The 14,522-nt window shown below is 72.1% G+C and carries 14 protein-coding genes; 11 read left to right on the top strand and 3 right to left on the bottom strand.

What is annotated here, in order from left to right:
• The 4 genes from A5712_RS20115 to A5712_RS20100 are packed head-to-tail and all read left to right on the top strand — an operon-like array spanning position 1 to position 4,151.
• Positions 1 to 927 carry an ABC transporter permease gene (locus tag A5712_RS20115; protein ID WP_068108619.1) on the top strand — a complete coding sequence of 309 codons (927 nt, stop codon included), beginning with the start codon at positions 1 to 3 and terminating at the stop codon, positions 925 to 927.
• Positions 920 to 1,783 carry an ABC transporter permease gene (locus A5712_RS20110; protein WP_068108617.1) on the top strand — a complete coding sequence of 288 codons (864 nt, stop codon included), beginning with the start codon at positions 920 to 922 and terminating at the stop codon, positions 1,781 to 1,783. The genes A5712_RS20115 and A5712_RS20110 overlap by 8 nt, the downstream gene beginning before the upstream one ends.
• Entirely contained in the window at positions 1,780 to 3,381 is a 1,602-nt protein-coding gene (locus A5712_RS20105; protein ID WP_068108614.1) for an ABC transporter ATP-binding protein, read from the top strand. Before A5712_RS20110 ends, A5712_RS20105 begins: the two co-directional genes overlap by 4 nt.
• Positions 3,382 to 3,392: 11 nt before the next feature.
• Complete coding sequence (locus tag A5712_RS20100) at positions 3,393 to 4,151, top strand: oxidoreductase (RefSeq protein ID WP_068108610.1); 759 nt, start codon at positions 3,393 to 3,395, stop codon at positions 4,149 to 4,151.
• Positions 4,152 to 4,580: 429 nt separating this feature from the next.
• Here the strand turns inward: A5712_RS20100 and A5712_RS20095 are convergent, their stop codons facing one another.
• Positions 4,581 to 5,438, bottom strand: a complete 858-nt coding sequence (locus tag A5712_RS20095) for an HAD-IB family hydrolase (protein WP_068108608.1) — start codon at positions 5,436 to 5,438, stop codon at positions 4,581 to 4,583.
• Positions 5,439 to 5,929: 491 nt separating this feature from the next.
• On the opposite strand from A5712_RS20095, the gene ssd reads away from it, so the two are divergent.
• From ssd to A5712_RS32100, 7 genes are read left to right on the top strand one after another with little or no spacing between them, the layout of a single operon-like run.
• Positions 5,930 to 6,970, top strand: coding sequence for a septum site-determining protein Ssd (ssd, locus tag A5712_RS20090; protein WP_082973543.1), 1,041 nt, complete (start codon positions 5,930 to 5,932; stop codon positions 6,968 to 6,970).
• The gene (locus A5712_RS20085; RefSeq protein ID WP_068108600.1) at positions 6,967 to 8,130 is read left to right on the top strand and encodes a TadA family conjugal transfer-associated ATPase; all 1,164 of its coding nucleotides are present in this window, start codon (positions 6,967 to 6,969) and stop codon (positions 8,128 to 8,130) included. Before ssd ends, A5712_RS20085 begins: the two co-directional genes overlap by 4 nt.
• On the top strand, positions 8,127 to 8,924 hold the full coding sequence (locus A5712_RS20080; RefSeq protein WP_068108597.1) for a type II secretion system F family protein: 798 nt from the start codon (positions 8,127 to 8,129) through the stop codon (positions 8,922 to 8,924). The genes A5712_RS20085 and A5712_RS20080 overlap by 4 nt, the downstream gene beginning before the upstream one ends.
• A complete protein-coding gene (locus A5712_RS20075) occupies positions 8,921 to 9,499 on the top strand; it encodes a type II secretion system F family protein (RefSeq protein WP_156766665.1) in 579 nt (192 codons plus the stop codon). The genes A5712_RS20080 and A5712_RS20075 overlap by 4 nt, the downstream gene beginning before the upstream one ends.
• Before the next feature lie 18 nt (positions 9,500 to 9,517).
• Positions 9,518 to 9,718, top strand: coding sequence for a DUF4244 domain-containing protein (locus A5712_RS20070; RefSeq protein ID WP_068108717.1), 201 nt, complete (start codon positions 9,518 to 9,520; stop codon positions 9,716 to 9,718).
• A 35-nt stretch (positions 9,719 to 9,753) separates the two neighbouring features.
• Positions 9,754 to 10,044: a TadE family type IV pilus minor pilin gene (locus A5712_RS32105; RefSeq protein WP_081665329.1), complete on the top strand. Its 291-nt coding sequence runs from the start codon at positions 9,754 to 9,756 to the stop codon at positions 10,042 to 10,044.
• Between the two features lie 31 nt (positions 10,045 to 10,075).
• The gene (locus tag A5712_RS32100) at positions 10,076 to 10,372 is read left to right on the top strand and encodes an Rv3654c family TadE-like protein (RefSeq protein WP_068108590.1); all 297 of its coding nucleotides are present in this window, start codon (positions 10,076 to 10,078) and stop codon (positions 10,370 to 10,372) included.
• Here A5712_RS32100 and A5712_RS20055 read toward each other — a convergent pair.
• Both A5712_RS20055 and A5712_RS20050 read right to left on the bottom strand, forming a co-directional pair.
• On the bottom strand, positions 10,369 to 11,406 hold the full coding sequence (locus A5712_RS20055; RefSeq protein ID WP_068108586.1) for a PAS domain-containing protein: 1,038 nt from the start codon (positions 11,404 to 11,406) through the stop codon (positions 10,369 to 10,371). The two genes, A5712_RS32100 and A5712_RS20055, sit on opposite strands and share 4 nt — an antisense overlap.
• Positions 11,407 to 11,639: 233 nt before the next feature.
• A complete protein-coding gene (locus A5712_RS20050) occupies positions 11,640 to 14,219 on the bottom strand; it encodes a PE family protein (protein ID WP_068108583.1) in 2,580 nt (859 codons plus the stop codon).
• Positions 14,220 to 14,522 lie beyond the last annotated feature (303 nt).

Below are 14,522 nucleotides of genomic sequence, written 5' to 3'. Positions count from 1 at the left end.
ATGGGTTGGTACATCGCGCGCCGGATCGCCGTCATGGTGCCGGTTTTCCTCGGCGCCACGCTGCTGATCTACGGCATGGTCTTCCTGCTACCGGGTGACCCGGTGGCCGCGATCGCCGGGGACCGGCCGCTGACTCCCGCGGTGGCCGCCGCGCTGCGCGCCCGTTACCACCTCGACGATCCCTTCCTGGTCCAGTACCTGCGCTACCTGGGCGGCATCTTCCGCGGCGACCTGGGCCGCGCCTACTCCGGGCTGCCGGTCAGTTCGGTTCTGGCACATGCCTTTCCGGTGACCATCCGGCTGGCGCTGATCGCCCTGGTGGTGGAGGCCGTGCTCGGGATCGGCTTCGGCGTGATCGCAGGCTTGCGCCAGGGCGGCATCTTCGACGCCACGGTGCTGATCGCCGGGCTGATCATCATCGCGATCCCGATTTTCGTGCTCGGCTTCCTGGCGCAGTTCGTGTTCGGCGTGCGGTTGGGGATCGCGCCCGTCACCGTCGGCGAACGGGCGACATTCGGGCGACTGCTGTTGCCCGGGATCGTGTTGGGCGCCGTGTCATTCGCCTACGTGGTGCGGTTGACCCGTTCCTCGGTGGCAGCGAACGCGCACGCGGACTACGTCCGCACCGCCACCGCCAAGGGGTTGTCGCGGCCCCGGGTGGTGACGGTGCACATCTTGCGAAACTCGCTGATCCCCGTGGTGACCTTCCTGGGCGCGGACCTGGGCGCCTTGATGGGCGGAGCCATTGTGACCGAGGGCATCTTCAACATCCACGGCGTCGGCGGCGTGCTGTATCAGGCGGTCACCCGGCAGGAGGCGCCGACGGTGGTGTCCATCGTGACGGTGCTGGTGGGAATCTATCTGGTCACCAACCTGCTGGTGGACCTGCTGTACGCGGCCCTGGACCCAAGGATCCGCTATGGATGAGCACTCCGGCTTCTGGGGCGATACCTGGCGCAAGCTGCGCCGGCGGCCGAAGTTCTTCGTCGCCGCTGCCCTGATCCTGTTCGTCGTTGGGGTGGCGGCGTTTCCGGCGTTGTTCACCGAGGTCGACCCCAGCTATGCCGATCCCGCCCAGAGCCTGCTCGGGCCGTCGTCGATGCACTGGTTCGGCACCGATCTGCAGGGCCACGACATCTACGCGCGCACCGTCTACGGAGCGCGCGCCTCGGTCTCGGTCGGGCTGGGCGCCACGCTGGTGGTGTTCGTCGTCGGGGGAGCGTTGGGGGCGCTCGCCGGCTTCTACGGCGGCTGGGTCGACGCGGTGGTCTCCCGCGTCACCGACGTGTTCTTCGGATTGCCGCTGCTGTTGGCCGCCATCGTGCTGATGCAGGTCTTGCACCACCGCACCGTGTGGACGGTGATCGCCATCCTGGCCCTGTTCGGCTGGCCGCAGATCGCCAGGATCGCCCGCGGTGCGGTGCTCGAGGTCCGCGCCAGTGATTATGTGCTGGCCGCGAAGGCTTTGGGGTTGAACAGGTTTCAGATTTTGGTGCGCCACGCGGTGCCCAACGCGCTGGGCCCGGTGATCGCGGTGGCGACCATCGCGCTGGGCATCTTCATCGTCACCGAGGCGACGCTGTCCTACCTCGGGGTCGGGCTGCCGACGACGGTGGTGTCGTGGGGTGGCGACATCAACGTCGCGCAAACCCGGCTGCGGGCCGGTTCGCCGATCCTGTTCTATCCCGCCGGCGCCCTGGCGATTACGGTGCTCGCGTTCATGATGATGGGTGACGCCCTGCGCGACGCCCTCGACCCGGCGTCGCGGGCGCTGCGCGCATGAGCACGCACGGGGCGCCGCTGCTGTCGGTCGAGGGCCTGGAGGTCCGGTTCGGAGCGAACGCGCCCGTCGTGTGCGGCGTGGACCTGACCGTGCTGCGCGGTCAGACCGTCGCGGTGGTCGGCGAATCCGGATCCGGGAAATCCACGACGGCCGCCGCGATCCTCGGCCTGCTTCCGCCCGGCGGCCGAATCTCGGCCGGCCGCATCGTGTTCGACGGCCGCGACATCGCCGGCGCCGACCAGCGGCTGTTGCGCTCGATCAGGGGCCGGGCCATCGGCTACGTGCCACAAGACCCGATGACCAACCTCAACCCCGTGTGGAAGGTCGGTTTCCAAATCCGGGAAGCGTTGCGGGCGAACACCGATACCCGCGAGACGCGGCGCCGGGCAATTGAGTTGCTGGCCGAGGCGGGCATGCCGGATCCGGTCAAACAGGTCGGCCGGTATCCGCATCAGCTGTCCGGCGGCATGTGCCAGCGCGCGCTGATCGCTATCGGGCTGGCCGGACGGCCCAAGCTGCTCATCGCCGACGAGCCGACGTCTGCGCTCGACGTCACCGTGCAACGGCAGGTGCTCGACCACTTGCAGGGGCTCACCGACCAACTCGGCACCGCGCTGCTGCTGATCACCCACGACCTGGCGCTCGCCGCCGAACGGGCCGAGTCGGTGATCGTCGTCCATCGCGGCGTGGTGGTGGAATCCGGTGCGGCGCAAGCTATCCTGCGGGAGCCCCGACACGAATACACCCGACGGCTGGTGGCCGCCGCCCCGTCGCTGACACCGGCACCGTCCCGCACCCGGGCGGAGCCCGCCGAGGACATCCTCGTCGCCTCGGAACTGACCAAGGTCTACCGGGAGGCGGGCGGGGCGCCCTGGCGGCGGTCGGAGTTTCGTGCCGTCGACGCGGTGTCGTTTCGGCTGCGCCGCGCGAGCACCCTGGCGATCGCGGGCGAGTCGGGGTCGGGGAAGTCGACGCTGGCGCGGATGGTGCTGGGTCTGTTGCGACCCACCTCGGGCACCGTGGTTTTCGACGGCACCAGGATCGACGACGCGTTGGACCGCGAAGCGGCGCTGGCGTTTCGCCGGCGCGTGCAGCCGGTGTTCCAAAACCCTTACAGCAGTTTGGATCCCATGTATTCGGTGTTTCGCGCCATCGAGGAGCCGCTGCGGATCCACCGCGTCGGTGATCGCAAGCAGCGCGAGCGGGCGGTGCGCGAGCTCGTCGACCACGTCGCGCTGCCGTCGTCGGTGTTGCGCCGGTTGCCCCGCGAACTGTCGGGCGGCCAACGGCAGCGGGTGGCGATCGCGCGGGCGCTGGCGCTGCGGCCGGAGGTGCTGGTGTGCGACGAGGCCGTTTCGGCGCTCGACGTGCTCGTGCAGGCGCAGATCCTCGACCTGCTGGCCGACCTGCAGGCCGAGTTGGGCCTGACCTACCTGTTCATCAGCCACGACCTGGCGGTCATCCGGCAGATCGCCGACGACGTCCTGGTGATGCGGGCCGGCCGGGTGGTGGAGCAGGCGCCCACCGAGGAGCTGTTCACCCGGCCCGCCCACGAGTACACCCGCCGGTTGTTGGAGGCAATTCCCCGTCCCCGATAGGTTGGCAACCTGTGACCGCTGACCCCCTGGCCCCGCTGCTGGCACTTCCCGGCGTCGCCGAGGCCAGCGACCGGGCCCGCGACGCGCTGGGCCGCGCCCATCGCCACCCGGCCAACCTGCGGCGCTGGCCGGTGACGGCCGCCGAAGCGGCATTGCGCGCGGCGCGCGCGTCCTCGGTGCTCGATGGCGGTCCGGTGCGGCTGGACGATCTGGCGGACGCCGCGCAGGTCAGCGAGCCGGTTTTCGGCGGGGCGCTGCGGGTGGCCCAGGCGCTGGAGGGCGGGGGAGGGCCGTTGGTCGGGATCTGGCAACGCGCGCCGTTGCAGGCGCTGGCCCGCCTGCACGTGCTCGCGGCGGCCGATCAGGTCGACGAGGATCGGCTCGGGCGTCCTCGGCCCGACGCCGAGGTTGGGCCGCGGCTGGAGTTGCTGGCGGAATTGGTGACGGGCCGTACGTCCGCGCCGGCACCGGTGGTGGCCGCCGTCGCGCACGGAGAGCTGATGACCCTCAAGCCGTTCGGCAGCGCCGACGGCGTGGTGGCGCGAGCCGTGTCGCGGCTGGTGACGATCGCCAGCGGGCTGGACCCGCACGGGCTGGGCGTGCCCGAGGTCAGTTGGATGCGGCAGCCGGCCGACTACCGCGACGCCGCACGCGGATTCGCCGACGGCACACCGGACGGCGTCGGCGCCTGGCTGGTGCTGTGTTGCCGAGCGCTTCAGGCCGGCGCGCAGGAGGCTTTGTCGATCGCCGAATCGCTGCCGAATCGATAGCCGATGGCACCGAAATCGGTGGCGCGTAATTTGTTTCACAAATGTAAAGCGGGCGACGTCCCGAATTATTCGGTCCGCCGCCCGCTAGCACGGAACTCGGTTACCAAGCGTGCATTTCTGGGCTGCGTGGGTTGGCCTCGGCGATCTTGCGATGCTTCCGGCTGCAACCCCACCCAAAGGGCCGTCGACGCCTTTCACTTTTCGCAATTACGCAGGCCCGCAACACTTCTGCCATTATCGCGGCTATGACTCCGCGTGGGTGCCGGGTTCCGTGCTGGGCGCCAGGTTCGGGAGAACGATCCTTCTCTTCCGGATCGACCTTGGCCTCACCGGGCTTCCGTGGTTCCTTTGTACTACTAGTCCACTAGCACATCAAGGCCTAAATGCGAAGCAAAAATCTATTGCCCGAATTGCATGTTTGCTGCGCGGCTAAAAGGCGAAGCGGCGCAGCAACGAGTATGTGACCGCGCCGGCGGCGAGCGCCGTGACGCCAACTGCGGCGGTAGTCGCGATCGCGGCGCCCGAGGGTGCCGGGATCCGGTCGCGCAGCGACACCGGGCGGGAAAACATCAACACGGGCCAACCGCGCTCGGCGGCTTCTTTGCGCAAGGCGCGGTCCGGATTGACCACGCTGGGGTGGCCGACGGTCTCGAGCATCGGCAGGTCGGTGATCGAGTCGGAATAGGCGTAGCAGTGCTCCAGCGGGTAGCCCTCGCGCGCGGCCAGCTCGCGGATCGCTTGCACCTTGCCTTCGCCATAGCAGTAGAACGCGATCTCGCCGGTGTACTTGCCGTCGTCGACGACCATCCGGGTCGCCATCGCGTGCGTGGCGCCGAGCGCCCGGGCGATGGGCGCCACGATCTCCTCCCCGGACGCCGAGACGACGACGACGTCGCGGCCGCAGAGTTTGTGCGCGGCGATGAGGTCCGCGGCTTCCGCGAACACCAGCGGGGTGACGATGTCGTGCAGCGTCTCGTTGACGATCGACTTGACCTGTTCCACGTCCCAACCGGCGACCATGTTCGTCATGTGGATGCGCATCCGGTCCATCTGGTCATGATCAGCACCGGAGAGCAGATAGATGAACTGGGCGTAGCTGGACTTGAGCACGGCGCGGCGGTTGAGCAGTCCCTGGTTGAAGAAGGGTTTGCTGAAAGCCAGCGTGCTGGACTTGGCGATGATGGTTTTGTCCAGGTCGAAGAAGGCGGCTGTGCGGGCGCGAGGAGCGGTGGTTGCAGGTGTTTCCGGTGAGGTTTGCTGCCGCGCGGCCGAGTCGGAGACGGTCACCGATCCAGCATAGGTCGGCGGTCCGACGGCGCCGTGGAGTTAGGCCCAAAACGGCCGCTCACGAAGGGCCCAAGAACATACTCTCGGTATTTTTGCGGCTCAACGCACCTTTCGTAAGAACAACTACTTGCGTTAGTGCGGACTGTCATGTGTATAGTAAGCATTACTCGGCCTGAGCCGAGGGTGCATCAGCCCGACCCCCCGGGGCTGATACACGACGACCCTCGCCTCCTCCCCCCCTGGCGGGGGTCGTCCCTTTTCTGGGGTAAGTTTTCCCGCCGCAATCGGGCGTGACGCATTGGCCGCCGGGCGTTGCGGGAAAGCGTCCCATCCGCCCCGGCCGAGCTCCCGGGCGACGCGTTTGTACACACTCGCGTCTCTATCCCCAAATCCGGCTTTGGGACTGGTGTGCCAAGGTCACGGCCCCGCAAGGTGGGTTGGTGACGAGCAACATCCGCCCGAAAGCGGCGGCTTCATCGGGCGTGCTGGCGGTGCTGGCGGACCCGGAGTTGCGCGACGAATTGGATCGGGTGGCCGCCGCGGTCGGCGTTCGGGTGGTCCACGCCGGCGGGTCCGCGGTGGGCCGGAAGGCATGGTCGGCCGCCGCCGCGGTGGTGTTGGATGGGTCGGCGGCGGAGCGGTGCGGGCGGGCGGTGCTGCCGAGGCGCGCCCATGTCACAGTCCTGACGATCGCCGAACCTTCGACAGCGACCTGGGCGGCGGCCGTCACGGTCGGTGCTGAACACGTTCTAAAGCTGCCCGACCAAGAGCGCGAGTTGATCGGCGAGCTCGCTGAGGCCGGCGAAGCCGCGCGCGACGACACCCCGCGCGGCGAAGTCGTCGCCGTCATCGGGGGCTGCGGCGGAGCCGGCGCGTCGGTGCTCTCGGTCGCGGTCGCGCAGGCCGCCGGCGACGCCCTGCTGATCGACCTCGACCCGTGGGGCGGCGGCATCGACTTGCTGGTGGGCGCCGAGAGCACACCCGGGGTGCGCTGGCCCGACCTGGCGCTGCAGGGTGGCCGGCTCAACTGGCCGGCCGTGCGCGAGGCGCTGCCGCGGCACGGCGGAATCAGCCTGCTGTCCGGCACCCGGCGCGGGTCCGAGGTGGGCGGCGCGGCGGTGGACGCCGTCGTCGACGCCGGGCGCCGCGGCGGCGTCACCGTGGTCTGCGACCTTCCCCGCCGCCTCACCGACGCAACGCAGGCCACGCTGGACGCCGCCGACCTCGTCGTCGTGGTCACCCGCTGCGACGTGCGCGCTTGCGCGGCGGCCGCGGCCATGGGCCCGACGCTCGCCGCGATCAATCCCAATCTCGGGCTGGTCGTGCGGGGCCCCTCGCCGGGCGGATTACGGGCGGCCGAGATCGCCGACGTCACCGGCCTGCCGCTGCTCGCGTCGATCAGGGCCGAGCCGCAACTGGTCCGGCAGCTGGAGCGCGGCGGCCTGCGGTTGGGACGCCGCGGTCCGCTCACCGCGGCGGCCCGCCGGGTGCTCGCGGTGCTGCCCGCGGGGCGGAAGGGGCTGGCGGCGTGAGCGGCTCGCTGATTGAGCGGGTGCGCGAGCGGTTGGCAGCCGAATCGGTCCCGCTGCGGCCGAGCGTGGTGGCCGCAGCGATCCGGGCCGAGTCCGGCGGGATGCTCGGCGATACCGAGGTCCTGGCCAACCTGCGCTTGCTGGAAACCGAGCTGACCGGTGCCGGCATCCTCGAACCGCTGTTATGCGCGGACAGCACCACCGACGTCCTGGTGACCGCGCCCGACGCGGTCTGGGTCGACGATGGAAACGGGTTGCGGCGCAGCGGCATTCGGTTCGCCGACGAGGCGGCGGTGCGGCGCCTGGCGCAGCGGCTGGCGCTGGCCGCCGGCCGGCGCCTCGACGACGCCCAGCCCTGGGTGGACGGCCAGCTGACCGGCATCGGCGCCGGCGGGTTCGCGGTGCGCTTGCACGCGGTGCTGCCGCCCGTCGCGGCCGGCGGCACCTGCCTGTCGCTGCGCGTATTGCGCCCGGCCACTCAGGATTTGGCGGCCCTGACCGCGGCGGGCGCGATCGATCCGCGGGCCGGAGCGCTGATCGGCGACATCATCGCCGCACGGTTGGCGTTCCTGGTGAGCGGAGGCACCGGCGCCGGCAAGACCACCCTGCTCGCCGCAATGTTGGGCGCCGTGCCGGCCACCGAACGGATCGTCTGCGTCGAGGACGCCGCCGAGCTCGCGCCCCGGCATCCGCATCTGGTCAAGCTGGTCGCGCGCTGCCCCAACGTCGAAGGCGTCGGCGAGGTCGCCGTGCGTGAACTCGTCCGGCAGGCGTTGCGGATGCGGCCCGACCGCATCGTGGTGGGCGAGGTCAGGGGCGCCGAGGTGGTCGATTTGCTGGCGGCGCTGAACACCGGCCACGACGGCGGCGCGGGCACGGTGCACGCCAACAATCCGGGCGAGGTTCCCGCCCGGCTGGAGGCGCTGGGCGCGCTCGGCGGCCTGGGCAGAGCGGCGCTGCACAGTCAGCTGGCCGCGGCGGTGCAGGTGCTGCTGCACGTCACTCGGGACCGGACCGGTCGCCGTCGGCTCGGCGAGATCGCCGTGCTGCGCCAGGTCGACGGGCAGGTGCGGGCGGTCACCGTGTGGCACGCCGACCGGGGCATGACGGACGACGCGGGCGACCTGCATCGCCTGCTGCGCGGCCGGATGCCGGCATGACCGGCCTCGCGGTTGGCGCGCTGCTGTTATCCCTTGCGCTGCTGGTGCTTCCGTCGACATCGCGGGGCCGGCTGCCGAGACCGGCGCGGGTTCGCCGCCCCCCGGCCGCTGGGGGCGCGGTTGCCTGCGTCGCCTGCGCGCTTGCCGCGGCCGCCGTCGTGCTGCTGTCCTGGACGGCGGTCCTTGCCGCGGGGGTGATCGGCGCGACGGTGGTCGTGCGTTACCGACGTCGCCGCCGGATCCGCCGGGCCGTGAATGAGGGCCGGGCCCTGGAAACCGCCCTCGACGTACTGGTCGGCGAGCTGCGGGTGGGGGCGCACCCGGTGCACGCGTTCAACGTCGCCGCCGAGGAAACCATTGGGGCGGTCGGCACGTCGCTGCGGGCGGTTGCGGCGCGGGCCCGATTGGGCGCGGACGTCACGGCCGGCCTGCGGGCCGCGGGAGGATCGTCGACGCTGCCCGCGCAGTGGGATCGGCTCGCGGTGTGCTGGCAGCTGGCCAGCGACCAGGGGCTGGCGATCGCCACCCTGATGCGCGCCGCGCAGCGCGATATCGCCGAGCGGCAACGCTTTTCGGCTCGCGTGTCCTCGGGCATGGCCGGGGCGCGCGCCACGGCGACGATACTGGCGGCCCTGCCGGTGCTCGGTGTGCTGTTGGGTCAGTTGATCGGGGCGCGACCGCTGAGCTTTCTGCTGGACGGGCACGTTGGGGGCTGGCTGCTGGTGATCGGTTCGATGCTGTCCTGCGGGGGGCTGCTGTGGTCGGACCGCATAACGGATCGGGTCGGCGCATGACTACCGCACTGCTGCTCGCCGCTGCGCTGTGGATCGGCCCCGGCCCCTCGGCGGTCCGGGCGCGTGCCGGAATCCAGGCCGGCGGCCAATTTCGGGGGAGGTCGCCGCGCCGCGGCCCGGACCCGCTGGCGGTCGCCTCCAGCCTCGACGTGCTGGCCGTATGCCTGGAAGCCGGCATGGCGGTGTCGACGGCAGCGGCCGCGACCGCCCCGTCCGCACCGCCGAGGCTGGCCGGGGTGTTGCGCCGCGCCGCGGACATGTTGGCGCTTGGCGCCGATCCTGCTGTGGCATGGGCGGTTCCGCCGACCGGGTCAGTCGACCCGCAAATCGATGCCCTGCTGCGGCTGGCGCGGCGTTCGGCCGCGTCGGGCGCGGCGCTGGCCCGCGGCGTCGCCGAGTTGGCCGATCAATCCCGCCACGAGTCCGCACACGCGGCGACCGCGGCCGCCGAGCGGGCCGGGGTGCTGATCGCCGGGCCGCTCGGGCTCTGTTTCTTGCCGGCATTCGTCTGCCTGGGCATCGTCCCGGTGGTCGCGGGGCTGGCCGGTGACGTCTTGCAATCGGGCCTGCTGTGAAAGAAAGGGAAGGCATTGATAGTCAACAAGTTTCGCGCGCTCCTGGCGCGGGTGGTCGTGCTGGCGACAGACGAGTCGGGCATGTCGACGGTCGAATACGCTATCGGCACCATCGCCGCGGCCGCGTTCGGCGCGATCCTCTACACCGTGGTCACCGGCGACTCGATCGTCTCGGCGCTGACGAACATCATCGGTCGCGCGCTCAACACCAAGGTCTAGCGGGCTGTGCGGGCGCGAGCACCGTTGAGGCGGCGCTGGCGATCGCCACGCTGGTCGTGGTGCTGGTGCTGTGCCTGGCCGGGGTCACCGCGGTGTCGATGCAGGTGCGCTGCGTCGATGCGGCCCGCGAGGCGGCCCGGCTGGCCGCGCGCGGCGACGAGCGCTCGGCCCTCGACGCCGCCCGGCGGATCGCGCCCGTCGGCTCGCGGGTCCAGGTGCGCCGGGACGGCGATTTCCTGGTGGCCACCGTGGTGGCGCGCTCGAACCTGTTGCCCTCGTTGGACATTGCAGCCAAGGCGGTCTCGGCGGCCGAGCCCGGCCGATGATCGCGGCTCAGCGACGGTACTCGCCGCCGCGATGGTGGGGGTGCTGCTCTCGGTCGCCTTGGCGGGCACCTATGTCGGCTCTGTGGTGGTGGCGCGTCACCGGGCGCAGGCGGCGGCGGACCTGGCCGCCTTGGCCGCGGCGGCCGGGCTTCCCTCCGGGGCTGCGGCGGCGTGCGCCCGCGCGACGGTGGTGGCGCGCGAGATGCGGGTCGACGACGCGCGGTGTGCGGTCGACGATCTCGACGTCGTCGTGACCGTCGAGGTGCGTGTCGCCTTCGCCGGCACGGCGCGGGCGGCCGCGCGGGCGGGCCCCGCCGGTACCGGCTAGGCCGTCTCGCCCGGTGTTGTCGTGAGCCCCGCGGCGGAGACTTCCTCGTCGGTCGGCAACCGCAGCGCGACCAGCCCGGCGAACGTGTCGGGTTCGAGTTCCACCCTGTTGACGGTGACGTGCACGGGCACCCAGTCGTCGTCGTGGCCCCGCATGCGCAGCACCCGGCTGGTCGGGCCCTCGACGAATTCTTTTGTCATGGAGGACTGTAGGTGCTCGTCGTCTGGGTGGACCTTCGGCCGGTCCGTTTTGCTCCCGCGCCAGTCGTAGAACGGGCACGGCTCGTCGAGCCATTTGAGCAGCGCCCAGTTGTCCAGGTCGACGAGCGCCCGGTGGACTCCGGCCTGGGCCAGTCCGTTCAGGATCCGTTGCGCGAGATCGTCCGTGGACACCATCGGGCCCTTGAGTACCGAGCGCCAGTTCATCGCCCGGGCGATCAGGTGGTCGCGGCCGTCCGGCCCGGGCTCCACGGCGGTGCGGGCGACGAAGCCGATCCGAATGGGATTGCCCTGCCAATCGGTGACATCCCAAGTGCTGCAGATTGTTTGGTCGGGCTTGGCTCGAACCGCCATGGCGAGGACCTTGGTTTCGTTCGGGTTGAGCTCTCGCGAGGGAAGGTCTTCCGCGAAGGCACGGCCGAAGGTGACTTCGACGTCGGGATTCTTGCCGCTGTTGGTCAGCGATTGCCGGGTATCGGTGGCCACACCGAGGGTGAGGTCCCACTTCAGCGGGCCGGGGATCGGCCGTTCGGACGGCTCCGCGTCGGCCGGCCCGGTCCACACGTGCACCCCGTGAATCTGTCCGTCGGACATCACCACCGGCTCCGTGCGGATGACACGGTCGCGCTTGGTGGTGATGCTGGTCAGGCTCTGGCCGGTCTGCACCGACTCGGCGATCGCCGTCCGGACGGCCGCGAGATGCGGGCTGCGGCGCAGGAACGTCGTGATCGGGATGAGGTTTTTGAGTTGGCGACCCTGCGCGACGACGGCGGGTTCGCCGCCCAACGTCTCCACGAGCAACCAGTCGTGGGCCATGGGCGCATTTTACGGCGGTGCGCCGGCCGTCAACGCCCGCGCTGGACCGCCGCCGCCGGGATTGCGTATTCGCCCGTTGGTCGCCCCGCGCGGTGGTACGTTGAAGTTTCTTCAGCAGTGAGGAATGGCGCCCATCACGACGCATGTTCGTGGAGGTCGACCGTTGAGGGGTCGGTCGCCGTCCCGGTATTGCCTGGCGTAAACCGCCGCCCGACCTTCGTACGCTGCCGTCGTTACGGCAACCCGTCCAACCCATTCAGCCCCAGCAGCCGGCCGCCATTTCCGCCCGCGCCGGCGTTGCCGGCGATGGGGCCCGTCCCGCCATTGCCACCGTTGCCGCCGTCGCCGACGACGACGGCGTTGCCGCCGGCACCGCCCTGGCCGCCGCTGCCGGTGCCGCCCTGTCCACCGGACCCGCCGGCACCCCCGTCGCCCAACAGCAGCCCGCTGGTGCCGCCGCCTCCGCCGCTACCCCCGTTGGTAGTTCCGGTTCCGCCCGCACCGCCGGCGCCGCCGAACCCGAACAGCCCGGCCGCGTTGCCGCCCATTCCGCCGGCGCCGCCCGAGGTGGCAAAGCTGCCGCCACCGGCCCCGCCGGCACCGCCGAACCCGAACAGGCCTCCGCCGGCGCCGCCGTGCCCGCCCGCACCGCCGGCGCCCAGGTTGGCGCCCTGGGTGAATCCGCCGTTCCCGCCCTGGCCGCCGCCGCCGAACAGCAGGCCGGCATTGCCACCGGCTCCGCCGGCCCCGCCCGCGTCATTGCTGCCGTAGCCGCCGTCTCCGCCGGCCCCGCCGGATCCGCCCAACAGGCCGGCGTTGCCGCCCTTGCCACCGGCCCCGCCGGCGTCGATGCCGAACCCACCGGCACCGCCCGCGCCGCCCGCGCCGTGGCCAACCAGCGCGCCGAGCAGCCCGCCGGTTCCGCCGTTCCCGCCGGCGCCGCCGTTGCCGCCGGTGCTACCGCCGCCGACGCCCCCGGTCCCGCCGGCGCCGAAGATTCCGCCCGCCCCGCCGGCGCCGCCGGTGCCGCCGGCGCCCTGGGTGCTCGGTCCGCCTGCTCCGCCGAATCCGCCGGTGCCGGACAGCCAACCGCCGGCCCCGCCCGCCCCGCCGGCCCCGCCGGTGCCTCCGGGGGTGCTCGCGCCGGCGCCTCCCGTGCCGCCGGCGCCCAGCAGCCCGGCGGAGCCGCCGGCCCCGCCCGGGTTGCCGGTGCCCGTCGCGCCGGATCCGCCAGCCCCGCCGTCGCCGAGCAGCCAGCCGCCGGCCCCGCCGTGGGCCCCGCTGCCCGCAGCGCCGGGCGTGCCGTTGCCGATCAACGGGCGCCCGGTGAAGGTCTGGAATGGCGCGTTGACGGCGTTCAGTACCTGCTGTTGCGCGGCGTGCAGCGGCGAGGTGGGAGCCGGAGCGTTGAATCCGTCGAGGCCCAACAGCTGCCCACCGATTCCGCCGACGCCGGTGGCTCCCGCGGCCGGGCCGGTCCCGCCGACGCCGGCGTTGCCGCCGTCGCCGATCAGCACCGCGTTGCCGCCGGTCCCGCCGCTGCCGCCGGCGCCGTTGGGGCCCTGGCCGCCACCCCCACCGGCGCCGCCGTTACCGAGGAGCAGGCCGCCCCGGCCGCCGGTCCCGCCGGTGCCGCCGGTGCCGGCAAGGTTGGCGTCGCCGCCGGCTCCGCCGATGCCGCCGAAGCCGAGTAGGCCGGCCTTGCCGCCCGCCCCACCGTCGCCGCCGTTCGCCACTTCGCCGAACCCGCCGGCGCCGCCGGCCCCGCCGCTGGAGAAGAGCAGACCCGCGTTGCCGCCGGCGCCACCGTGGCCTCCAGGGGCCCCGCCGATGCTCGCGCCGCCGGCCCCGCCGGCGCCGCCCTGGCCGAACAGGAGGCCGGCGTTGCCGCCGGGTCCGCCCGCGCCGCCGTTGAGTCCCCCGGCCCCGCCGGCGCCACCGGCTCCAGCGATCAGCCCGCCATGGCCGCCCGCGCCCCCGGCACCCGCTCCGCCTGTTCCGAAGCCGCCGGCCCCACCGGCACCGCCGCTGCCGCCGAGAAGCCCGCCGGTCCCGCCGGCCCCGCCCATTCCGCCAACGCCGGTATTGCTGGCGCCGCCGACCCCGCCGATCCCGCCCGCGCCCAGCAGCCCGCCGGCGCCGCCGGCCCCGCCGGCCCCGCCGTTCCCCGTGACACCGGTGGCGAACCCGCCGGCCCCGCCGGCCCCGGCGTGGCCCCACAGCCAGCCGCCGGCCCCGCCCGGACCGCCCGCGCCGGCATTCCCGGTCGAGGAGCTGCCGCCGGCCCCGCCGGCACCCCCGGCGCCCAACAGCCCGGCCGCGCCGCCGGCCCCGCCGTTTTGGCCCGTGCCGGGCCCGCCCGAACCGCCGGCGCCGCCGTCGCCCAGCAACCATCCGCCGGGTGCGCCCGGCGCCCCGGTGCCCGGGGTCCCGTTGGCGCCGTTGCCGATCAGCGGGCGACCGGTGAAGGTCTGAAACGGCGCGTTGATCGCGTTGAGCAGTTGCTGCTCCACCGCCTGCAAGGGCGAGGCGTTGGCGGCCTCGGTGACGGCGTACTGGGCGGCGCTGCCGGTGAGGGCGCGCACGAATTGCTCGTGAAACGCCGCCGTCTGCGCGCTGATCGCCTGATAGACCTCGGCATGTCCGGAAAGCAGCACCGCGATCGCCGCGGACACCTCGTCCTCGGCGGCGGGCAGCAATGCCGTAGTGGGCAGTGCCGCAGTCACATTCGCCGCGTTGAGCCGCGAGCCGATCCCGGCCAGATCCGTTGCCGCCGCCGCCACGAATTCCGGTACCGCGTTCACAAACGACATCCGACACCTCCGACAGGCCCCGGCATCCCGGGCGGCTTCGATTTCGACGCGCGATAAAACGCTAGAAAGCTAAACATGTCGAGTTTTCGTGATCAAGACTTTTCAGGCGTTTCGGATTAATCGTTATAAAGATCGTTCGGCGCCCTTTTGATCGGCCCCATTCGGGCGATCCGGTCGCGTCACGTCTTTGGCGGATTCGTGACGAAAAACGTTCGCCAGGGGGCGCCGGTGGGGACGCACAAGCGGACGCCGCTCGTCAGGGGGCCTGCGTACGCGGCTCCATCGGGGTGCCCCGCGACCCCG

It is taken from the genome of Mycobacterium sp. E2327 (assembly GCF_001672675.1).
Taxonomy (GTDB): Bacteria; Actinomycetota; Actinomycetes; order Mycobacteriales; family Mycobacteriaceae; genus Mycobacterium.
The sequence above is the reverse complement of the archived record's forward strand: the minus strand, read 5'-3'. Positions and strand labels throughout refer to the sequence as shown.